Here is a 20,429-nt window from a genome sequence, read left to right on the forward strand (position 1 = left end):
AGTACGGTGCGTTACCTTGGCGTCGAGCTTGAAGACGCGCTTAGTATTGCCGAACGCATCGATCTTTAACCTTTTAGGCGGGCGGGATCGTCCGCTCGCCGCTCCCAAGCAAGCATTCGAAATTTCCGGTTCATCTTCCGCTCGGAGCCCACTGCGGACGCTGTGGCGAGGCTGTCGGCAGGCTGTCATCTGTTGCGAAGAGGGCTCTATTGGCTTCAGAAAATTGTTGATGCTACGCTGACTTGATTTGGGGGATGCATGAGCAACCTTGATGATTTTGAAAAGATGGAGCGCGAAGGCTGGGCCAATCCAGCTATCGCTAAAGGTTACGCAGATGGGTTCAACCAAGCTACGCTCCTTGTTGCAGAGAGGCTTTCGGACGCGGTGTCGGCTGGACCAAAGCTAACAGTTCTTGATCTATGCACTGGGCATGGTGTTGTCGCTGCAGAGCTTTCGGCAAGAGGCGCTTCTGTAACTGGGCTCGACTTTTCTGCGGCCATGATATCCCTTGCTCAGACTGCTGTGCCAGGCGCTACCTTCATTCGAGGGGATGCGATGTCGATGGACTTTGCCGATAACAGCTTTGACGCTGTCACTATTGGTTTTGGTGTACCGCACTTCCCCGATCCTGAACGCGGCTTGGCGGAAGCGGCAAGGGTATTGAGACCAGAAGGGCGTATCGCGTTTTCAATCTGGAAAGGGAAAGGATCAGATGGTGCATTCGGTTGGTTGTTCGATGCGGTTGGACGACTGGGCGACCCCTCTGTAACACTACCTTTTGGACCAGATGCTCATATGCTTGCCAACCGTTCTTCTGCTGAACCTATGGTCACCAATGCGGGATTTGCAGAGGTTCAGTTGTTCGATATGCCGTCTGAATTGTATGTACAGCAACCTGAAGATTTGTTTGATGCATTTGACCAAGGTGCCGTTCGCGCGGCATCACTGTTGGGATCGCAGCCAGCTATGAAGCGAGATTCAATTCGCTCTGATTTGGCAGAACGAACTCGCACTCTAGGCACCATGCACAATGGCGGTTTTCTTGTTCCGGCCCCGTCTGTCATCATTTCAGCCGTTCGCCGCTGATTTTTTCCAAACCTTTGGTGATTACGCACGCTCTCCGAACGGCAGCTTTGTCCGCGATCTAGACCTTTGACAGCGACTCGATCATGCGCCTGCAGCGAATGACGGCTTTGCGGGCTGCGGCCGCGGCATCTTGAATACTCAGCGAAGGTCCGGATTGGGCCGATACCAGTCCAAGCCTTCCAAATTTGGCAAATACCGTTTCGCATCCGAGGTCAGGAACGAGCCCAAAGCGGCCCTGAGAAATGACGCAACTCATCTCCCGCGGTGAATGTAGGTAACACGCTTTAGGTTGGATCGGGGTAGATGTCTGCCGTTCGGCTATCAGCCCACGATCTCGTAACCCATCTAGGCCTCTATGCTTGGATCGGATCACCTGGCAACCCTATATCCTCTCTGATGGGGTCAGGCAGATGAAGGTTTTGTGCAAGGATATCCGCTTTTTCTGACAGCGTTTCCGCGCGTTCTGCAGCAGCCTCCGCTTTGGAGTGCATTCGCGACTTTCTGAGTATCCACGCCTTCACCAACCAGAAGTGTCGACAGTAGGGACGCATTTCATTCGCGTCCGAAATTGCTTCAAGCGCGAGCTGCTGATCACCTGCCATCATGTGTGCAATCGAAAGGGGATAAAGCCGGTATGGCAGAAACGGATCTTCGGTGGAACGATCCACAGCCTCTACCAAACTCTTCCGAGCAGCTTCCCAGTTGCCGGCAATAATTTCGGTATAACCGCTCGCCTCCATGCCCAAAACATAGCTGGGATTCAGCCGGAAAATTCTATCGATGTCCTTCCTTGCACCATTCAGATCACCCGCGAGGCGCGCGCGCACCTGGGCCCGCGTGTACCAGCAATAATCGGAACGAGGCGCAGTCTGAACGGCTTTATTCGCAGACTCGATGATCCGCGTGCGTAAATCAGGATCAGCCTCGCGATAGCATGCCTCCAAGGGGTACAGTTTGGCTTCGCACCACATCGCAAGCCCGGAGCCATTCTCGGGATCAAGTCGAAGCGCTCGCTCCAGCAACTTACCCGCATGATTATAGTCCTCGACGGTGGCACGGTAAAACAGCATTGCCGCTCGGGATCTCAACTCACTTGGGCTCAATTGATCGTCTGGAATATCATTAAGTCGGTCACCGTCAAACGCATTGATCTGCAGACGTAAATCGTCTGACAGCTGTTCTGCAGCCCGGTCGCTTAATTCAAACAAATCCTCTGAATCTCCGTTTAAGAAGCACGACCAGGTTACCTGTCCATCTCCCAACCGGGTAAGGCTGGCCGAGATCCTTGCTTCGGTTTCTCGGCAACGCAATCGGCATCTCAGGCTATACGTTGCATTAGTCTCAGACATTGAATCTGTTGCGATTACACGCACACCAGTGCGGCGCGAAAGACTGTAAACCAGTTGCTCCTGCAGATCAGCGCAAACCTCGAGCGTTTCTCTTGATTCGGGGGCACTTGTGACCGGCTCCACTGCAATAGAAGGCAATTCGGTGTGTTCTTTCTCTCGCTGCGTTGCGGGCCGCCATTGAAACCCATTCACCGGATTAGCAAGATTCTTTAAGTCGTACGTACCCGCATCGCTGAAACCCGCTGAAAGCTTTTCGTCCAACTGCCGCTTGAGGTCTTCGGAGATCATCACACCACCGGGTGGCGCCTCAGTCTGCAGGCGCGCAGTGATGTTGATGCCGGTACCATAAATGTCGGTCTCGTCTTGAATGATCTCCCCGAGATGCGCGGCCATCCTCAGCCTGATTTTTTCATGGTCGACCAACGCAATTTGCACAAATTGAGCGGTTTCGATTGCCGCTGATATCGACGGAAAGGCAATTATCCATCCATCGCCCATACGCTTCAGTATCTCGCCGCCTCTTCGGACGGCCTCAGGTTCTAGAAGTTTATCACGAAGTTCGCGGACCAACTCGATTGCGAGCGACTGATCCGCCTCCATTGCGGACGTATAGCCGACCAGGTCAGCCATCAAGATCACGGCAAGGCGAGCTCTCATAAAACGACGTTAAGACAACGTTAAGGCATTGTCATCTTTTGAAAGCGGGCGATGCGACCTCGGGGCATCAACAAAGCAATGCAGTTAATGGCGGCATTGTACCAAACTGGCCCTTGGCGCAGATCGCGGCGAAGGTGCCAGGAGAGCCCCAAAGGCGACTTTCACAGCGATGACCACGTCTCACAAACAGTCTATCTAACTGCCGGATTCGGTGAATAATGCCCAATCTGCTATTCTCGGTTCAAACAAAGGGGAGAAACTAGATGGCGAACGCGTTTTCATATGCTTGTCGGGATTGTGAAGGGATGGCGGCCTGTCCCGCAAGCGTGGTCGCCGAGACCAAGGATGAAGTTTGGAAACTTATGGAACTTCATGCGCAAGTTGCTCATGACGAAAATCCTGCTGATTGGGATGGTGAAACACGGGCCTATCTGGCGACCTTGATTAAACCCGTGAACGTCTGAAACGTGCTCTGGCACAGACGACTGGAGGTCGACATGGCGCGCACATTTGCTCAAATGGAAGAAGAGGAAATTTCGGCTGCTGAAGGCATCTCCGCTGCCGAAGCACTCGCAACATTGGAGAATGACCAAAAAGTATTCTTGGTCGATGTAAGGGACACCGCGGAAATGGACGCCGCCGGTGTGAACCCAAATGTCGTAGCTGCGCCCGGCCGCGCTCCAAGCTATCGTGGCGCTGCCGCAGCAAACGTCCTGACCTCAATGGGGTTCCAACATGTTCGCTTCGTCGATGGGGGCATGGCAGCTTTGATCAATGCTAGGGCCACCACTCAACGACTTTGATGGTGCTATCTCGTCTTATCAGCCCGTCATTTGAAAGGGCTTGGTTACCGCTCCGCGCCCTTACGGACGCGCAAAATAAATGGTGCTACGATGCGCCCGATTTAGGCAGGCAAGTATCCAGGCATCGCCGTTGTTGGAGGATGCAGGCATGATCATGCGGATTTTCAGGTGCTTGTGAGACCAGGTAAGGAGAAAGAGTTCAGTAAATTCTTTCACGAAACTGCCATTCCATTGATGAAACGGACAAAGGGCGTCGTCCAAGTTTTGCCGGGCGCCGCAAGATCAGGTTCCCCGAGAGAGTTCAGCTTTGTGATGATTTGGGACAGTCTGGAGTCTCTAAAGGCGTTTGTAGGGGAGGACTATGAAAGCCCCCACATCGATCTGGCAGAAGCTGAACTGGTCGAAGCTCGATCAATCAAACACTACGACCTGGTGGAGTTGTAAAGCCGACCACCTGCTATAGGCCTCGTGCCCTGGCGGATTCTGCTGTGCGCGTGGGTCAGCACTTTCTGAACGACCAACCAGATAGAGCCTGTCATAGATATGGCGTCCTTTGGGGGCGCACTGTGAGTTCCGTGACGCAGGCGTTGTTGGGCAGCATTACAGCAGTCGAGATTAGCGTTGAAATTTCTTCAAGCTGAATCATTTTGGAGCGGTCTTTGCCTGCGTCGGACACGTCTGGAGTGTTGACAAACCCCGGGTGCACAAGGGTGACCCGAACACCGTCTTCGCGGACATCTTCGAACAGAGCCTTGGCGAAACCAGCCTGCGCATGCCGCAGGGCACAATGAATGGCGTGATTTTTCCAGCCCAGCCAGGATGTAGGCCCGCAGATATAGACAAATGCCCCCTCTGTTTCACGGATCGCAGGCAAGACATGCGCGGTCAGTCTGATGGTTGCCCGCAGCACTTGGTCGATGGATGTGTCCCAATCTGAAAAGCGGTCAAACGAAACAGCGCCGTAGGTGAACTTGGCGGCGCAGTGAACCATCGCGTCCAACCGCTCGCTTTGCAGCGCCCAGTCTGCGAGAGCGGCCACAGAAGTCATGTCGCCCATTTCTGCGGCAAACCATTCGCCCGCGCCACCTGTGGCCTCAACCATGGCAATTGTTTCTTGCAGCGCGTCCTCGCGGCGTCCATGCGCGAGTATGTTCCACCCTTTCGAAGCCAGGTCGATGGCCGTTGCCCGGCCTATTCCACTTGAGGCACCCGTAATCAGAGCTGTTTCAGCCATGAGCATTCCCCGATTTGCTTATGGAAGATTACCACAAACCGCCACCCCACTTAAGAAAGGCCAAACCTGACCTGTTAGTCAAAGCAGCTAAACTGGAAGGCGCGCGTGGATTTCAATTGGGGCAATCAAACCACGTTCGATATTCCTGACCATATGTTGAACCTTAAGCGCGGTGTCATCGCCCATTATAAGATGAAGACCCAAAGGTGGAGGGCCATCTGAACGGCTTTGCGCAGCTGCCAGATCTGCAAAGAACTGTTTGGCGAATGCAGTGCGGTCGATCCGGTCACTCACCTCGAAACCGGCAGATTTCAAAGCAGCTTCATATGTCTCCGGAGAAGTCAGTGCGCTTTGATCTGCAGATGACGCCCAGGGTGCGGGATAGTCCATTTGCCCCTCTCCGACTTGCATAACATCGTAAATCGCAAAAATTCCGCCTGGCCTGAGCACTCGCTTCGCCTCACGGGCGATGCCGACTTTGTCCGCGATGTTCATGCCGACATGGATCATGTAAGCGGCGTCCATGGAGTCAGTGTCCAGCGGCAATTCCAACACGCTGCCTTCGATGAGTTGAACTCGGTGTGACAAGCCCGTCCATTCTGTAAGAGCGCGACCGGTTTCCACAAACTCGGCGGTTAAATCGACACCGGTCACATACGCCCCGGTGGCCGCCGCCACATAGCGTGCCGGACCCCCGAGCCCACAGCCAAAATCGACAACTCGGCTTTCAGGTGAAAGGCCGAGAGCTTTCACAAAAGGTTCGGTCGCGAGACGCCCGCCAATGTGAAACTCGTCAACCGGCGCCAAAGCGTCGTGGGAAATTGGCGGGGTCAGGTCCAGTGCTGCGCAACCATCGGAAATCCGTTTGAGCAAGTGACCGGAATGGTAATGGTGCGCGACTTCGTTGGGATTGGTCATATTGAAGCTTCCCTAATCGATGCCGTCAGGATACACAGGGTGAGCCAGAATGTCAGCTTCGTCCGCTCTTCGGACCTGCGTCTGTCTTCCATCTTCGCCCGTACAGCGAATGTCTCCTTTGACGGGCCGCATCGCGGCGACGGTGATTAAGGTCGAACGGCTGCATTGGGCCGTTGTCACACATCCCGACAAACTGACTTATCGGCAGCTTTGTCCACGTAGAAGTCGTTCACGCCTAGTGCAGCGAACGGCTGCCCTGAGCCTTTCTCGACAGTTGCTGCGTGGTGCGTGTACGACCGGTTCCCTGTATACGTCACCACGTTCATCAGTATGTTTTTGGGGCATAGCTTCCGTCTTTGCGATGTACTTCGCGCCCGCTGAGCGGCGGATTGAATACGCAGACCAGTCGCAGATCAACCTCTGTCGCACGCACCAAATGTCGGTCGTGTTGATCCAAAGCGTAGAGGGTAAATGGCTCAAGGGAATGCCAGGTTTCATTTTCAGACGCTCGGATCTGCCCCTTGCCCTCGATACAGTAACACGCCTCTAGATGATGGGTGTATTCCAGCTCAAGCACTGTGCCTTCTTTAATTATCGTATCTGTCAGCGAAAACCCCATTCCATCAGAGGCGAGCAGCAACCTTCTGCTGTTCCAACCCGGACCGGAAACGTCCCGATCTGTATCGAGGATATCTTTGAGTGCTTTAACAATCATACTTCACCGCCTCTTTGCTATCGGACCGCGCGGTTCATCCCGCCATCAGATAGTATACTCTGACCATTTATGTATCGGGCACCCTCGCTGGCGAGAAACACACAAGCCTGCCCAATTTCTTCGAATGTTGCCGGTCGCTGAGCGGGGATCTCCTGGCGGGCCCGTGTGGAGAGTTTCACATTCTCGCAGAACCCAGGGAGCAGGTTGTTCATGCGAATATTGTGCCGTGCATAACGATCCCCATACAGCTTTGAGAAACTGTGCAGCGCGCCGCGCAACATGCTCATGGGATACGGTGCACGTGGCTCAATCGTGTTCATGGACGAGATGTTTACGAAAGCGCCGCCGCCTTGTTCAATCAGGATGGGCGTAACGATACGGGCAATCTTGACGACGTTCAGGACGTACATGTCCAGACTTTCGTGCCACAACTCATCGCTGAGCTCCAAAAGCGGCCCGTCAAAGTCCGGGTCGAAACCTACAGTTTTGATGGACTCTGGCACCGTGCCACCGTGACCCATGTTGCTGACGATGGCATCAATTCTACCATACCTGCTCATGGTGTCGTCGATCATCGCTTGCAAATCGTCGACATCTAAGACAGAGCCACGACGGCCAATGCCCCCAAGCTCCTCCGCCAGCTCAACCGAGCGATTGGACGGCGACATTAGCGAAACCTTGTAGCCAGCCTTAGCCATTTCAATGGCGCAGCCTCGGCCAATGCCTTGTCCGGTACCTGTCATCAGCGCGACTTTGACTTCGGGCATCGTATCCCCTTTCTTTAGGCGCATTATATGTGAGAATTATTGCGTTGAAGTCAGTGTACCTCCTTAGAACTCGGCGAACCTATCGAGTTTTCAGAATATTGCTGTTAGGTTTTCTCACATGCCGGAAAACCTTAGACACCTTCGTGCCCTTCAGGCCTTTGATGAAACCGCAACCCACTCCAGCTTATCTAAGGCAGCGGATGCTCTGAACGTTACACACGGCGCGATCAGTAGGCAGATCAAGTTGTTGGAGCAGCATCTTGGCATGACGCTCTTTCATCGCCGGCCCAATGGCGTTGAACTGACGCAAGCCGGTGAACGCCTGTATCAATCTACACGAGGGGCATTTTCGGCACTGCAGTTGGGCGTATCGGAAGTGAAGCGATTGCATCACCGACAGTCGATTACAGTGTCTCTTTCCACTTCGCTAGCACTCAAATGGCTTGTGCCACAGCTCAGTTCGTTTCAGCGAGAGCATCCTGGTATCGCGTTGTTGCTAGACACAAACGATGCCTTTGCCGATTTCGATACCTCCGAGGTCGATGTCGCCCTGCGCTTCGGGAAACCCGGTTGGGATAGGCTGTTTTATGAACAGATCAGACACGAGGAATTGGTTGTCGTGGCCGCGCCCTCCCTTGTCGGGAAAATACAGCTACCGATGTGTGCCGAAGATGTGGTTGCCCTCCCACTCCTGCAGGACGCGTTCAATGTCGGGTGGGAAAACTGGGCTGCGCAGGTTGGTTTGAGCGCTGATCGGATCAACGCGCAGGGTATCAAGTACGTGGACAGCGCTGTTTTGCTGGAGGCGGCCATTGACGGGCAAGGTGTTACATTGGCAAGACATTTATTGGCGGCAAATGACCTGGAACTTGGGCGCTTGATACGTCTGGATGCAAGCTGTGTTCCATTAGAGCGAGGGCTCTACTTTGTCTGCCGCTCGGGCGATCAGGAGCGAGTCACATTGAGAGTTTTCAAGAAATGGCTCATGTCACTTTAGCTCTGGGTTCCAATCGAAGCCCGAGGAAAGCGGACATTGGCTCGCGCGCTGCATAGGTCCGTTTTGTCCGCATATCGGTCATTTGGGGAAACTCGCTCAAAGTCTGCTTTGCGGACAAAGCGAACTTTCGCCGTGATTTCGCCAATGACGGCTATGCGGAAAACGCTCCCATATCCCCGAGCCTTGAACTCACCTTATCAGGACAGTGGCAGGCCTCGCACGCTTGCCCCACCTGACCCTAGCTATGTTCTATTTCGCAGGCGTCACCGTCACAGGCATCATTTTCTTTTTTCTCCTACCATCAATCGCCGCCGCGCTTTCAGCGGGTGCGCAGGCGTCCACAGGTGCGCTTCAAAGAGGTGCGGAGAGATATCTTGGTCGTTGCCTGCCAGGCGGTGGAAACGGAAACAACCCAGTAGGGAGCGCTAGCAGACGATGACTAAGGAAAACGACCACAGTTTCACCTGGGCTGATATTCACGGGCCTGAAGCCAAAAGCAGAGCAAAAGCCAAAGTTAAGGCATTGAAAGAAGTGCTTCGTCGCCACGGCGAGACACCAGAAGGCCAAGCTAAGATTCGCGAACTGCTGAAATCACTCGGCATAGATGTTGAGAATGCGCAGTTTGGCACAGAAAGCCGGATGCAGGTGAGTACGGAGCCCGTTTCCGACGAGGATATTTGGAAGAACACACCGGACAAGTGGCGACACTTACTGCCTCCCGAAATTGTGGAACGGTTCAAAGATAAGTGACAGGGTTCGATTCAGTCTGAGTGTAGAATAGGGCGGTAACGAATTGTCCGTATAGGATGGATTGAAACGGACCGTTCGCCGCGCCAAGCCCAAACAGGTAAAGAGCGGACGGAGCGGACTTTCGCTGAAAACATACGAAAGTCCGTTTCGACGACGACCGCCCTGCACAACCTGTTGAACCAAAATGATCACAAGGAACCCAATTCTCTTGCCAAAAACGGCTCGGGGCTGTCCGTCTCTTCCAGACCTTTATCTGTGACAAGCCAAAATCGATTGCCGATATTTCGCAAAAAGCTGCGGTCGTGACTAACAAGCAAACATGAAGCGCCGTGTGTGATCAATTCATCCTCAAGAGCCTCTTGCCCTTCAATGTCGAGATGGTTTGTTGGTTCATCAAGCAAATAGAAATTCGGATTTTTAAGCCGCAGTATCAGCATCGCCAAGCGCGCCTTTTTACCCCCAGACAGCGCACCGATTTTGATGTCTTGCATCTGAATGTTCACACCGGCCCCGGCCAGCACGCTACGGGCGCGTTGATCAACAATATCAAACTGCCCTGTAACAGCGTTCATCGGCGTGTCGCTGTCCGAAAGCTGGCTCAGATGCTGGTCAGAATAGGCTGACACAACCGAAGGGGCACATTTGACCGCCCCGCTATTCCCTGAAAGTGCGCTTTGCACCATCTTTACCAATCGGGTCTTACCCGTGCCATTAGCCCCCAGAAGTACGATGCGGTCCCCTGGCAAAACCCATTTCTGCCCGGTCTTGTACAACAAGCGACCGTCAGGCGTTTCAACCCGTGCGTCATCCAATGTGACCAGTGCTTTGGCATGAGTCCCGCTGTTGACCAGTCTGATATCACCGGCGCTGCGCTCCTCGTGGGCCGGTTTGGCAGTCGCTTCAATCTGCGCCGCGCGATCATTGAGCTGTTTGGTTTTGGTTACCAGAAGATCAGACCCGGAATTGATGCCGATGTTCTTCAACTTTGCCGCCTGTTTGCGGAGCTGCTGCGCTTTGTTCAAATCATTGGCGAACCGCCGTTCGTCGGCAGCATCCGCTTCATCAAGCGCTGCTCGTGCTGCCGAAAATGGGATTGAAAAAACACGTGACCTTTTCGCGCGCAAAAACAGCGTTTTATTGGTGGTCGCATCAAGAAATGCACGATCATGAGAGGTCACAACAACCGGTACTTCACGTGGTAAGGCGGACAACCAGTTCTGGAGCAAGCCAATACGATGCAAATCCAAATGATTGGTTGGTTCATCCAGCAACAGGATATCTGGCTCCTGAATCCAGGCGGCAGCTAACAACGCTGTCCTTTGCCACCCGCCGCTTAGTTCGTTGAGCAGACGATGCTGCAACTCATACGGAACACTCAGATCGCCAAGCACGACGTCTACACGCCAGCTTTCGTACTCTGCCTGCTCAGCAGGAAGGGCGCCAAGCACCCACTCATAGAGCGTTTTGGTATAAGCGCATTCCGGCACGTATTGGGTCACATATCCTACCCGCAAACCGCGCGCCCGGACGATACTCCCGTTGGTTGGTTCGGATTGACCAGCCATGCATTCCAATAGTGTTGTCTTGCCGCGCCCATTTGCGGCAACCAATCCAATACGATCACCCTTGGAAATTGTCAGGTTCAGTTCATCGAAAAGGACGTCGCCACGGATTACGCTTAAAGCGTTGATGTTCATCACAGTCATCGGATTCTCTGCTTATAGAAAGAGGTGCCGCAGTGCGGCTTAGGGCAGACCGATAGAAAGGTTATTTCTCGGGCCCGCCCTGTAAACGCATTTACAGGGCGAAACGGGGACCATGCTGAAGTCGGCGGATGATACGCATGTTCAGCTTGTGCCCTCCCGTTGTAGATTGTGACTGTGTGCTGAGACCTTAAAAAACAATTCCCGTCTCAGCAAGCGGCTAGATAAGAAAAGCAGATATTGGCCGCATCGCCTAGAAATTGTAGGTATGGGCTCATTGCAGACATTTTCTGCAGCGCGTCGTACTGGTCTGCAGCACAAGACTACAATTCTTAGCAAGTAGAATTTTTGGCTTGGGGTGCCTTCTGATGTCGAAAGTTCACCGCTTTTCTGGTCCAACTATGACGGTTGGGTCAGGTTCGTGTGAGGTTCAACAGTTACTTACTTAAGTTATAGCTAGGGTGCCCCAGCTCTTGGGGAAACAGCGCCCGCATATCCTGGGCGCTTAGGTCAGACAGCGCCCGGTGAACGCGTCGGATATCGGCTCTGGGGCCAAGTACCGCGTCCGCGACCAGTTCAATACGTGCAACCTCCAAGTTCTTGTTAGCAACGATCCGGGCAATAGGACCAAGGCTTTTTACGGCTGTCTTTTGGTCACCATATGTGTCTGGTGGGATAGAAATTTCGACCAATCCGGGCACAGCCTCTAGCATTCTGGTGCGGATGCTCTCGGGAATTTCCAGTAATCGAATCTGGCAGCGACGGTGCGCTTCGACCATGGAGGCATTGCCGATGCCGGAAACCCAGATCAAAGCTTCAACTCGCCCATCGCAAAGCTCACGCGCCTGCGTACTTGGGCCGTGACCGCGCAACATGCTTTCATCCATAGTGATATCGGCCATACGCATCAGAACAAGCGCAATCTCTCGCGATCCTGATCCGGTGTCGCCGACATTGATGATGCGACCAGAAAGGTCGTCGATCTGATTTATATCAGACAAGGCGCGAACCGCGATATGGACCGGCTCGGGATGGAGCGCTGCCACTGTGATCATTTGCTTGTTTTCACGCGTTCCCAGTTTTTCGATCAACGCGTTTGATTGAACGATTGCAAAATCAAATTCCCCGGAAGCAATGCCCTTGAGATTGTCGTTCGTACCAGAGGTCGCCATGACCCCACACCGTTCTCCATGCGCAAGTGCATGGGTGTTGATATCCTGACAGATTTGCGACGCTATCGGGAAATAGATGCCCTTCACGCCGCCCGACGCCAGCGTGAAATATCTGTCCTCTTGCTGCGCTAAAATCGGCTTCGCAAAGAACAATCCGATCGCTAAAGAGGCTAATACAGAAAAAAGTTTCGTTAATGTTACCAAAAATACTCTCAATTTAACCGCGAATCAGGTACATTGCTTCGCATTATGACGATAACATATTTTCTTAGAATTTTGGTATCGCTTGCGACCGTTTTGTGTTGGTCATCCGCTTCCGCGCAAGACTTGATGTTTTCGGCCAAAGGCCGAGTTGAGTTTAATACCGCAACATCGGCTTCGTTGCTCCTTGATGATAATTTGCCGGAAAAGTTTCGCGAACGATTGGAAGTGCGCTGGCGGCAACCTCAGCAATTTATCTCTACGGATCGGTGGCGATACGTGTCTGACGGCTTGTTGATTAATCCCGGGGAAGACGGGGATTGGTCCAACGCACTGATGAAAATCACATTTCCGGCGTCCGACCAAATTGCGCAGCATTCCGAGTGGGTCGAACTCGAAGTTTACATCGAAGCTGTCAGCCATACACGGTTTCACGGGATAACGCAGGTCAGAGAGACGCGTGAACTTCTGCAACGCACTACTGTATTCCGTGAAGAGCAGCCGTTGGATACGAGTCAAGACCAATTTGTTTTGAACCTGATCGAGATGTCCCCCATCACAGTGACGTATAACCGAGCCGCGAGCCAACTTCGAGCTGGTCGCGGCCTGTCGCGCGACCACGCTCTGGATGCCATAAGCGATTTGATCCTCATTTTCCGGATCGCCGGGAAGCGGCATTATTTGAACGAGCTGGCCACAGCGATTGAAATTTACCTCCACCACGATGCCGAATTGCCATTACGTGAACTCGATTTTGTTCGGCAGTTGCATATGCATCCGAAATTCGTGGGCTTGGACCACGACCATCGCGCCTTCCATCTTCATTCCCTGGCTCGTGCTTTTTATAAGGCCGAGGAGCTTGATACCACTCTGGCCGGTACGAATGCGATCAACAACCGGGATGTGGCACAAACTTTACTGAGCCATGTGCGCGTCCCTTTGGATTTGAAGGAGGGTACCGAGTTAAGCGACGGGGTGGTTGATGCCTTACAATTGCGAATGGAAATCGTGTGTGGGAACAAATCCTTCAAGTGTTTCAGCGAGATGGAGACGATCAAGGCACTCGATGTCAAACATCAGATCGACGCTGAGAAAATGCGTAACATCTTGGGGGAGTATATACGGATGCTCGTTGACACCTCTAAGGACTTCGCACAAAGACAGCACCCGGACAAAGAGTTCGTGGATGCAGTTGCCCAGCACAGGCAGCTTCGGAAGGCTTGGTTGATTTTCTCCTGTGCGCTTGAGCAGAACGACGAGCGGCTAATGTGGGTGACGCTAGAAAGTCAGTTCTTGAACGAAGGGGAATGGGCGGAACAGATCCGGGACAAAGCGCCTAGTGGTCGTGCGACTTGCACTTGATCCAATATGACACAGCAATTTGAGAGGTGAGGAATGAAGTTGCGAACGTTTCTAAACACAGGGGTTGTTTTGGCAGTATTTCTGTGGCCGCATTTAGCAAATTCCGGTGGTCCGCCGCCTCCGCCCACGTGTCCTCCGGGTGTCTTCAGTTGTTGAAACCCCTGAGATATTTGTTCGGTCTGGCGACCCTGTGCGGCATTGTTTTTGCTCAGGCAGGGTGGAGCCAGTCCGAAGGCATCTCTGACAAAGAGCAAGCACGGTTCCAGGAGGTTCAGTCGCAGTTGCGCGCAGGGGGATACAAAGACGCGCGTGTCAGCCTGCTCCGGATGAACAAAGAGAAACTGTCTTCCGATGTCGCACGCACGGAACAACAACTTTTGCTTGGGCAGGCCGAGTTGGGTTTACAGAACTTTGATGGGGCAATTGCTGCCCTGACAAATGTCATTCAGTTCCCTCTGGTTGACCCGACAACTGCGCTTATCAACCGTTGCTTTGCCTATTTGCAACTTGGGTTGTTTCTGGATGCCGAGCTTGATTGCAGCGAAGCTCGCCGCGGATTGGACAACGCGGTTTTGACCGGAGGAAACGAACCACTTGAGGTTTTCCTAAGGGAATACCGTTTCGTTTCTTTGGCGCAGGTCGAGGCCGAGCTTTATAACCAAGCCGGGCAGACCGTTCTTGCAAAGGACATTTTGCAAAACGCTGTCAATATCCTGGCGAAAAGCGCGAAGGACGAGACGCGGCCAAAAGAGTTTCGGTTGGAGCCAAAACAGTACTGGGGTATAGAGTTGACCCTTGCCCGTACTTATGTCGCGCTTGGGCAGTGGGATGCTGCGTCACGAAGCCTTGACGATGTGTTCAACATCATTCCCGACGCAGAAAAACACAGGGCCATCGCCGTGCGCGCCTCTGTTTTTCGTGGGCAAGGGCAAGCACGGGAAGCGGCAAAAGCTTGGACAGAGGCTCATAGATCAGTTGTTCTGGCAAACGAGGATGATCTTCCCGGAATCGAATTGCGGAACCAATATCTGTATTTCGCCTGCGCGACACTCATTCAACAAAAAGACTATGCTGCCGCGCTTCCAATTTGTGAAAGTTTGGCGCGTGCGGACAAAAGCAACGGTGTCTACGCCGAAGCGCACGCCTATGCGGCAATGCAAGCGTTGGGTGTTCTCCAAAGTTTCGAGGTGGTTCGGCGCGCCTCTGATCTGCAACGCGATGCATTCATTTTAGATGTGGCTCGTCGGAAGCTTTTTGAAGACAGCGTCGACGCTATTCGCAGCGGCTTAGATGCGCGGACTGGGACGCGAGTACTGCGCGCTTGGGATAGTGACACAGACGAGCAAACTGAATGAAGATTTTCAAATATGCGATGTTTCCTGATAGTTTTCCTTTTTTGCTTACCATCGGTCCTTTCTGCGCAATTCGCAACTGTGGCACCCGGTGATGCAAAGAACAACGAATTTACGCGGATCGAAATCGGTGAAGAAGATTTCGGTTATGTCCTAATGAGCGCGATCTGGAGTTCACCCGAGATTCCCGTGTGTTGGGAAAATCCCGAGCCGGAAACAGAAGCCTTTCGTGGGTTTGTGCGCAATGTGATTGATGAAACCTGGGCCAGCTATTCAAGGCTCAACTTCACCGGCTGGGAAAAATGCGCCACGCAGAATGTTCGCGGGATCAGGATTCTGATCGAAAATCAGAACCCGCATGTCAAAGTGCTGGGCCGCCATCTAAGCGGCAGAAAGAACGGTATGGTTCTGAATGAAAACTATGATCTTGATGGCTTCAGAGCTTGTCTGGCCAACGAAACTATATACGAGCTTTGCAATCGCGCCATTGCGGTTCACGAATTCGGCCATGCGATTGGTCTGGCCCATGAACACAACCGTGATGACCGTGAAACTTCGTGTCACGCGGCGGCGCAAGGCACAGACGGAGATCGGCATCTCACGCCGTACGATACCGATTCCGTGATGAATTATTGCAACCCGACCTACGGGAATTTTGGTAAACTGAGCTACTACGATGTTTTGTCCGTTCAAGCGATCTATGGAGCGCCGAAATGAAGCTGACGAGCGCGGTTGTCTTTCTGGCCTCGGGACTGGCGGTTGAGGTTTTCGCGCAGGACCGCGCCGAACTTAGGGACAAGGTGCGTCCGGCTACCGTGTTTCTGGAAGTGACATTTGTGGACCCTGACAATCCGGATAATGAATGCCATATCAAAGAGCAGGGTACAGGGTTCATCGTGACCCCCGCAGGCGGCGTTATCACAGCCCTTCATTTGCTGGATGGCAAGATTGTCATAAACGGTGTCAACGAAAGCTGCCCTGAGGCTTTCGTACAAAATCCAAAGATCAAGGGGCGTATCGGATATTTGGGGGCTTCCCCAAAAGATCTGGCGCTCACCGGTTCATCGGATAAGGCCTCTGATGTCGCTGCGCTGCGCTTCGGAGATGCGCCCGACGACTACCCGTTTCTAGAAGCGTGCCTGATCGACCAACCAGAGGACGGGGCGGATCTTATGGCGTTCGGCTTTGCGTTGTCGCAGGATTTCACCGATCTGGATGTGAAGTTTCAGGGGATTACGACCTATGACAGCCGCTGGCGTCTGTCGTCGCAACTTACTGGCGGCATGAGCGGTGGGCCAATCACCGATCTTGAAGGACGCGTCGTCGGACTCGTGAAGGGTGGGCTTGGAGCAAATGCAGTGCAAACGGCGACGCCGCTTACCTGGGCCACATCCATGTTGGATCGTGTCGGAGCTTTCGACGTGCCCGCCTGCACCTCCAACAGTGTCCAGGCCAGCGCTCAGTCAGGCGACGTATATGACGTTGACATCATCGCCACCGTGAGCGCGCCACAGCGCAAACAGTTTTCCAAGTCATTCTCCTACAATTTCCACAACGAAGGCTCGTGCGAGGAGGAATGGGTTGACTACAAGCTGGAGGCTTGCCTGCCAGAAGGTGCGGAGATCCTCAAGATTGATGTGCCAAAAATCCATGACCAACAACATGACGGCCGCACGTGGTTGGGGGGTGACTGGTCCGGGGCAAGCTGCGTCGACCTCTGGTTCGGCTATTCGGACAGGGGGTTGGACATTCAGGGCAATTGCCGTGGGCACGGTTTGATTGACGCAGAGTGGAGGTTGACAGGGGTCAAGAACGGAACGGAGCGTACGCGAGAAAGTCGGTTCTCGGAAAGGTTGCGCAGGCCAACCAGGTCCAGACAAGAGTTTAGGTTTCCCGTAGAGGGGCATTTGCTGGAAGGTCTTAATGGGCAAGCAGCGGTCTGGAAATACGACATAGAGGTCCGTGACACTTCGGGAGCAATAGTGTCCAAGCTCAGCAACGCGCATCCGTCCTCTTCCATATTTCAAACGCATCAGGACAGGGATGGTACAGTCTTCCTCACAATCTCACCCTAAGTCAGTGCGAATGGCGTCACTGAACAGACGGTCGGTCATGGCTGGCAGTGCAGCGACGTTGTTCGGGGCACTGGCGGGCAAGGTGGCCTTTGGACAGACAGATCCGAACACATTGCGGCGCGGAGCGGTTGTGATTGGGGTGGATAAGCCCACTGGCATCAGCGAGCTGTCAGCCGCGGCGTCTGGCGCCAGAAAGATGGAAAAATTCTTTCAGTTTCAGGGATTTGAAAGGGTTATCCCTCTGATTGATGATGATGCAGGGGAAGAGGTTCTGGCGCTTGATATTCATGATGCCGTGGCTTCTTTGGTGAACGCAGACAATTTGGATCAATTGGTCATTTATTTTTCGGGCCATGGGTTCCGACTAGGACAGGCGGAACATTGGCTACTGTCCAGAGCGCCAAGAAACGCGAGTGAAACGGTATCGATGGCTGAATGTGCCGAAGCGGCAGTCTTTACGGGTATTCCCAATGTGGTCCTGATCTCCGATGCTTGCCGCTCGCATCCGCAGACTTTCGCAAATGCCCGGATCGGCAGCGAAGGCTATCTTGTGTTTCCGCAAGGCGGAGTTTTTACAGGCAAGGTGAAAGTCGATCTGTTTCACGCCACCGGGCCGGGCCAGGTCGCCTATGAGATCAATCCAGACGCGAGTTCTCAGAATTTTCAAGGAGTGTTCACGGAAGCGCTCCTACATGCGTTCGTAGCACCTTGGGATGACATGGTGGTAACACTTGATAACGGGATTCAGGTCATTCCGAACTGGAAGCTAGAGTACTACCTGATAGCCGAGACGCAGCGGCGCATTCAGGAAGCGGATATCCTGCTGGAGCAGATTCCCGATATTCGGGTGACATCATATGCTGTCCAGTCGGCAATCGGAACACGGGTTGAACTGAGCGGAGGCCCTGGCTTCACGCCCCCCGCACCACCGGAGAAGCTTGAAACTGCCGATCTCTCTACAGGTGTGGCGCTCTCAAACCTCCTGGCGCGGAGTGCGTTGGAGTTTGATGCTGGCAATGTGACTGCCTTTGTTTCGTCTCTGTCCGCCCCCGCGGCGACCGAACCAGAACGCGCCGCGCAAGCTCAGGTGCTCGCTGCTCTGGAGCGTCAGGCGGGTGATCCCGATCTGCCAATGACAGGGCTGACCGTCGAAGGTGCCGACGTCGCACAGATTATCGTAACAGATGGCTTAGAGGTATCAGACGTCACGCCGCCGGAGGCCGCACGTCAGATGTTTCAGATTGGGTTGAGCGGAGCTGAAGCGACCACCGGGTTGATTGTCTTTGAAAGCGGTGGCTCCATGCCTTTGGCTATCCTGGAGCAATTTGTGGCAAATGTCAGTATCGATCCAGATACTGGCTACGCAGTGGACGTCCGCTACAACCCCACGACCGAAAGCCCACGTCACTTCGAATTTCAGGACAATCGGCTGAACATCGAAACCATGCGGGCTACGACCTCTGCCGCCGCTGCGGCCGGCGCATTTCTGTTCGGAGGGGTGGACAAGGATGCAGCAGCGCAATTTGCGGATCGTATTCGCATTTTGAAGCGTTTTGACCCGACACTTGGGCTTTATTGTTCCTACGCCTATGCCGAGGCTTTCCGATACGCGGAACTGTCCTCTGTGGCAGAGATCATGCAGTACGATTTCGAAGCCGCGCTGTTTGACATTGCGATGCTGGACCGGAAGTTCAGGGACCAGATCGCTGCGGGTTCCGCTATCCCGCAGAATTGGCCCGGCTACGAGGGCCGTTTGACCGTGCCGTTCTGTCCGGCGTTTAAGGCGGGCTGGGAGCGCTTGCGCGCCAATCAGATCGCGCTGCCTCCCGATCTGCAGGAGGCACGGGCATATCTCACGGAGAGCCTCTGGACCACATTTTCACCGGAAGGCACGAACCTTGTCATCGAGAGAATTTTGAAAGGAGCATTTCCATGATTACACGTCGTGCCGCCCTTACGGGCACTATGATCGGGGCTGCAATGCTGCCTTATTTGAGTACCCAAGTCCGCGCCGCATCGCCCGAACGTATTTTATTCGTTCACGGGCGCGCGCAGGGGGGGCGGGATCCCGAGGATATACGCGCAGAGTGGTTGGCCGCGTTTCAAGACGGACTGAATGGTACAGAATTCGAGATACCCGACATCACGACCATAGCTTTGCCGTTTTATGGCGACACCCTGGATGAGTTGACAGCGCGCTCAAGGCTGCCGACGGCCTCACGCATCAATTCCAAAGGGGACGCGGCTCAGGATGAGTTTTTGATCTTTCAGGAAGAGGTGGCCAACGACATCCGCGAGGCTGCCGGGATCACTGATGATCAAGTGGACGCTATCTATGGCGACAATCCTCGCGAGAAAGGCCCGCTTAACTGGGAATGGGTGCAGGCACTGATCGCTTCAATCGACCGCAATGCAACCGGCTTGTCTCAGGGCGCGCTAGAGGTCTTTTTGCGAGACGTGTTTCTCTACATCTCTAGTTCGGGTGTTCGGCGGATAATCGATGACATCGTCAGCGAAGAATTGGACGGGCGTCCAACAGTTGTTGTGGGGCATTCATTAGGTTCTGTTGTCTCTTACAATATTCTAACGTCTGGTACGTCGCACAACGTTCCGTTGTTCGTTACTCTGGGCAGTCCGTTGGGGATCCGCGCAATCCGACGTAGGTTTCGACCACTGCGCTTCCCTGATGGTGTTGGTGCATGGGTCAATGCATATGATCCAAGAGACGTGGTTGCCCTGCATCCTTTGGATCAAGAAAATTTCGCCGTCATACCGGCTATCGAAAACATCGGTGACATTGAGAATCAGACGGAAAACCGTCACGGGATTTCAGGCTATTTGAACAAATCGAATGTTGCAGGCCGGATTGCCACAGGCGCATAAATGAAAAGCAGAATTGGAAGCGGCGCTCTTATTTAGAAAAGGTTTTCTGAAAATTGCGCTGGGGCCGGATTTAGATGGTCGAGATAAGTATCGTGTGTCCACGCGCGTCACGTGAATAGTGTTGAGAGTGACACAGCGAGTGGCCGACCGTTCCTCTTCAACCTCAATGGATGGTTGGGTTTTGTCAGCCGATGCTCAATCCCGTTAACCTAACCTCGCAGATCCTGTCTATCCGTTGTTCAACGTAAAACTGCGAAGCCAGTGCAATTTGAAGTGACGGAGAATACACGTGAGGTCGTGTCGCAATGGGTCTCTTCTCAATATATGCATGGACAACGGTATCTGTTTCCAAGTCGTATGCATGCTTTGCCGCATCTTTCGACCCGGCAATACGCTAGGCTTGTC

Annotated in this window: 19 protein-coding genes; 12 read left to right on the forward strand and 7 right to left on the reverse strand. The window is 53.5% G+C overall.

The annotated features are described in order from the left end of the window. Positions 1 to 258: 258 nt before the first annotated feature. Complete coding sequence (locus tag ACRZ91_RS21390; RefSeq protein WP_480908463.1) at positions 259 to 1,086, forward strand: class I SAM-dependent methyltransferase; 828 nt, start codon at positions 259 to 261, stop codon at positions 1,084 to 1,086. 353 nt (positions 1,087 to 1,439) lie between these two features. On the opposite strand, the gene ACRZ91_RS21395 is transcribed toward ACRZ91_RS21390, so the two are convergent. After that, entirely contained in the window at positions 1,440 to 3,065 is a 1,626-nt protein-coding gene (locus tag ACRZ91_RS21395) for a hypothetical protein (protein WP_480908465.1), read from the reverse strand. Between the two features lie 290 nt (positions 3,066 to 3,355). Between ACRZ91_RS21395 and ACRZ91_RS21400 the strand changes: the two genes are divergently transcribed. From ACRZ91_RS21400 to ACRZ91_RS21410, 3 genes are all read left to right on the forward strand, one after another. After that, positions 3,356 to 3,556 (forward strand): DUF1059 domain-containing protein, encoded by a 201-nt coding sequence (locus tag ACRZ91_RS21400; RefSeq protein ID WP_170745557.1) that lies wholly within the window; start codon positions 3,356 to 3,358, stop codon positions 3,554 to 3,556. 33 nt (positions 3,557 to 3,589) lie between these two features. After that, positions 3,590 to 3,895 (forward strand): rhodanese-like domain-containing protein, encoded by a 306-nt coding sequence (locus ACRZ91_RS21405; RefSeq protein WP_480908467.1) that lies wholly within the window; start codon positions 3,590 to 3,592, stop codon positions 3,893 to 3,895. Positions 3,896 to 4,207: 312 nt separating this feature from the next. After that, the gene (locus ACRZ91_RS21410; protein ID WP_480908469.1) at positions 4,208 to 4,339 is read left to right on the forward strand and encodes a hypothetical protein; all 132 of its coding nucleotides are present in this window, start codon (positions 4,208 to 4,210) and stop codon (positions 4,337 to 4,339) included. A gap of 91 nt (positions 4,340 to 4,430) precedes the next feature. On the opposite strand, the gene ACRZ91_RS21415 is transcribed toward ACRZ91_RS21410, so the two are convergent. From ACRZ91_RS21415 to ACRZ91_RS21430, 4 genes are all read right to left on the reverse strand, one after another. Then, positions 4,431 to 5,129: an SDR family NAD(P)-dependent oxidoreductase gene (locus tag ACRZ91_RS21415; protein ID WP_480908471.1), complete on the reverse strand. Its 699-nt coding sequence runs from the start codon at positions 5,127 to 5,129 to the stop codon at positions 4,431 to 4,433. A gap of 87 nt (positions 5,130 to 5,216) precedes the next feature. Next, positions 5,217 to 6,047, reverse strand: a complete 831-nt coding sequence (locus ACRZ91_RS21420) for a class I SAM-dependent methyltransferase (RefSeq protein WP_319545300.1) — start codon at positions 6,045 to 6,047, stop codon at positions 5,217 to 5,219. Between the two features lie 325 nt (positions 6,048 to 6,372). After that, a complete protein-coding gene (locus ACRZ91_RS21425; protein ID WP_480908473.1) occupies positions 6,373 to 6,762 on the reverse strand; it encodes an ectoine synthase in 390 nt (129 codons plus the stop codon). 17 nt (positions 6,763 to 6,779) lie between these two features. Further along, entirely contained in the window at positions 6,780 to 7,529 is a 750-nt protein-coding gene (locus ACRZ91_RS21430; protein WP_480908475.1) for an SDR family oxidoreductase, read from the reverse strand. 118 nt (positions 7,530 to 7,647) lie between these two features. Here ACRZ91_RS21430 and ACRZ91_RS21435 point away from each other — a divergent pair, with 118 nt between their 5' ends. Continuing rightward, positions 7,648 to 8,526: a LysR substrate-binding domain-containing protein gene (locus tag ACRZ91_RS21435; protein WP_480908477.1), complete on the forward strand. Its 879-nt coding sequence runs from the start codon at positions 7,648 to 7,650 to the stop codon at positions 8,524 to 8,526. A gap of 435 nt (positions 8,527 to 8,961) precedes the next feature. Further along, on the forward strand, positions 8,962 to 9,276 hold the full coding sequence (locus tag ACRZ91_RS21440; protein WP_480908479.1) for a hypothetical protein: 315 nt from the start codon (positions 8,962 to 8,964) through the stop codon (positions 9,274 to 9,276). Between the two features lie 188 nt (positions 9,277 to 9,464). Here ACRZ91_RS21440 and ACRZ91_RS21445 read toward each other — a convergent pair whose 3' ends face one another. Continuing rightward, the gene (locus ACRZ91_RS21445; RefSeq protein ID WP_480908480.1) at positions 9,465 to 10,982 is read right to left on the reverse strand and encodes an ABC-F family ATP-binding cassette domain-containing protein; all 1,518 of its coding nucleotides are present in this window, start codon (positions 10,980 to 10,982) and stop codon (positions 9,465 to 9,467) included. 434 nt (positions 10,983 to 11,416) lie between these two features. Beyond that, positions 11,417 to 12,367 (reverse strand): TAXI family TRAP transporter solute-binding subunit, encoded by a 951-nt coding sequence (locus ACRZ91_RS21450; RefSeq protein ID WP_480908482.1) that lies wholly within the window; start codon positions 12,365 to 12,367, stop codon positions 11,417 to 11,419. A 114-nt stretch (positions 12,368 to 12,481) separates the two neighbouring features. Here ACRZ91_RS21450 and ACRZ91_RS21455 point away from each other — a divergent pair, with 114 nt between their 5' ends. From ACRZ91_RS21455 to ACRZ91_RS21480, 6 genes are all read left to right on the forward strand, one after another. Next, entirely contained in the window at positions 12,482 to 13,714 is a 1,233-nt protein-coding gene (locus tag ACRZ91_RS21455; RefSeq protein WP_480908484.1) for a hypothetical protein, read from the forward strand. Positions 13,715 to 13,863: 149 nt separating this feature from the next. Beyond that, complete coding sequence (locus tag ACRZ91_RS21460; protein ID WP_480908486.1) at positions 13,864 to 15,069, forward strand: tetratricopeptide repeat protein; 1,206 nt, start codon at positions 13,864 to 13,866, stop codon at positions 15,067 to 15,069. A gap of 78 nt (positions 15,070 to 15,147) precedes the next feature. Further along, positions 15,148 to 15,783 (forward strand): M12 family metallopeptidase, encoded by a 636-nt coding sequence (locus ACRZ91_RS21465; protein WP_480908488.1) that lies wholly within the window; start codon positions 15,148 to 15,150, stop codon positions 15,781 to 15,783. Beyond that, a complete protein-coding gene (locus ACRZ91_RS21470; protein ID WP_480908490.1) occupies positions 15,780 to 17,141 on the forward strand; it encodes a S1 family peptidase in 1,362 nt (453 codons plus the stop codon). Before ACRZ91_RS21465 ends, ACRZ91_RS21470 begins: the two co-directional genes overlap by 4 nt. A gap of 37 nt (positions 17,142 to 17,178) precedes the next feature. After that, complete coding sequence (locus ACRZ91_RS21475) at positions 17,179 to 19,077, forward strand: caspase family protein (protein ID WP_480908492.1); 1,899 nt, start codon at positions 17,179 to 17,181, stop codon at positions 19,075 to 19,077. Continuing rightward, entirely contained in the window at positions 19,074 to 20,024 is a 951-nt protein-coding gene (locus tag ACRZ91_RS21480) for an alpha/beta hydrolase (protein WP_480908494.1), read from the forward strand. Before ACRZ91_RS21475 ends, ACRZ91_RS21480 begins: the two co-directional genes overlap by 4 nt. Positions 20,025 to 20,429 lie beyond the last annotated feature (405 nt).

This window comes from Ruegeria sp. O11, assembly GCF_056535285.1.

Bases quoted from the DNA above. Each gene is read 5' to 3' on its own strand.
- ACRZ91_RS21395 (WP_480908465.1), bottom strand. From the start codon at position 3,065: ATGGCTGACCTGGTCGGCTATACGTCCGCAATGGAGGCGGATCAGTCG.
- ACRZ91_RS21390 (WP_480908463.1), top strand. From the start codon at position 259: ATGAGCAACCTTGATGATTTTGAAAAGATGGAGCGCGAAGGCTGGGCC.
- ACRZ91_RS21415 (WP_480908471.1), bottom strand. From the start codon at position 5,129: ATGGCTGAAACAGCTCTGATTACGGGTGCCTCAAGTGGAATAGGCCGG.
- ACRZ91_RS21425 (WP_480908473.1), bottom strand. From the start codon at position 6,762: ATGATTGTTAAAGCACTCAAAGATATCCTCGATACAGATCGGGACGTT.
- ACRZ91_RS21420 (WP_319545300.1), bottom strand. From the start codon at position 6,047: ATGACCAATCCCAACGAAGTCGCGCACCATTACCATTCCGGTCACTTG.
- ACRZ91_RS21400 (WP_170745557.1), top strand. From the start codon at position 3,356: ATGGCGAACGCGTTTTCATATGCTTGTCGGGATTGTGAAGGGATGGCG.
- ACRZ91_RS21470 (WP_480908490.1), top strand. From the start codon at position 15,780: ATGAAGCTGACGAGCGCGGTTGTCTTTCTGGCCTCGGGACTGGCGGTT.
- ACRZ91_RS21480 (WP_480908494.1), top strand. From the start codon at position 19,074: ATGATTACACGTCGTGCCGCCCTTACGGGCACTATGATCGGGGCTGCA.
- ACRZ91_RS21430 (WP_480908475.1), bottom strand. From the start codon at position 7,529: ATGCCCGAAGTCAAAGTCGCGCTGATGACAGGTACCGGACAAGGCATT.
- ACRZ91_RS21410 (WP_480908469.1), top strand. From the start codon at position 4,208: ATGATTTGGGACAGTCTGGAGTCTCTAAAGGCGTTTGTAGGGGAGGAC.
- ACRZ91_RS21455 (WP_480908484.1), top strand. From the start codon at position 12,482: ATGTTTTCGGCCAAAGGCCGAGTTGAGTTTAATACCGCAACATCGGCT.
- ACRZ91_RS21440 (WP_480908479.1), top strand. From the start codon at position 8,962: ATGACTAAGGAAAACGACCACAGTTTCACCTGGGCTGATATTCACGGG.
- ACRZ91_RS21405 (WP_480908467.1), top strand. From the start codon at position 3,590: ATGGCGCGCACATTTGCTCAAATGGAAGAAGAGGAAATTTCGGCTGCT.
- ACRZ91_RS21475 (WP_480908492.1), top strand. From the start codon at position 17,179: ATGGCTGGCAGTGCAGCGACGTTGTTCGGGGCACTGGCGGGCAAGGTG.
- ACRZ91_RS21445 (WP_480908480.1), bottom strand. From the start codon at position 10,982: ATGACTGTGATGAACATCAACGCTTTAAGCGTAATCCGTGGCGACGTC.
- ACRZ91_RS21435 (WP_480908477.1), top strand. From the start codon at position 7,648: ATGCCGGAAAACCTTAGACACCTTCGTGCCCTTCAGGCCTTTGATGAA.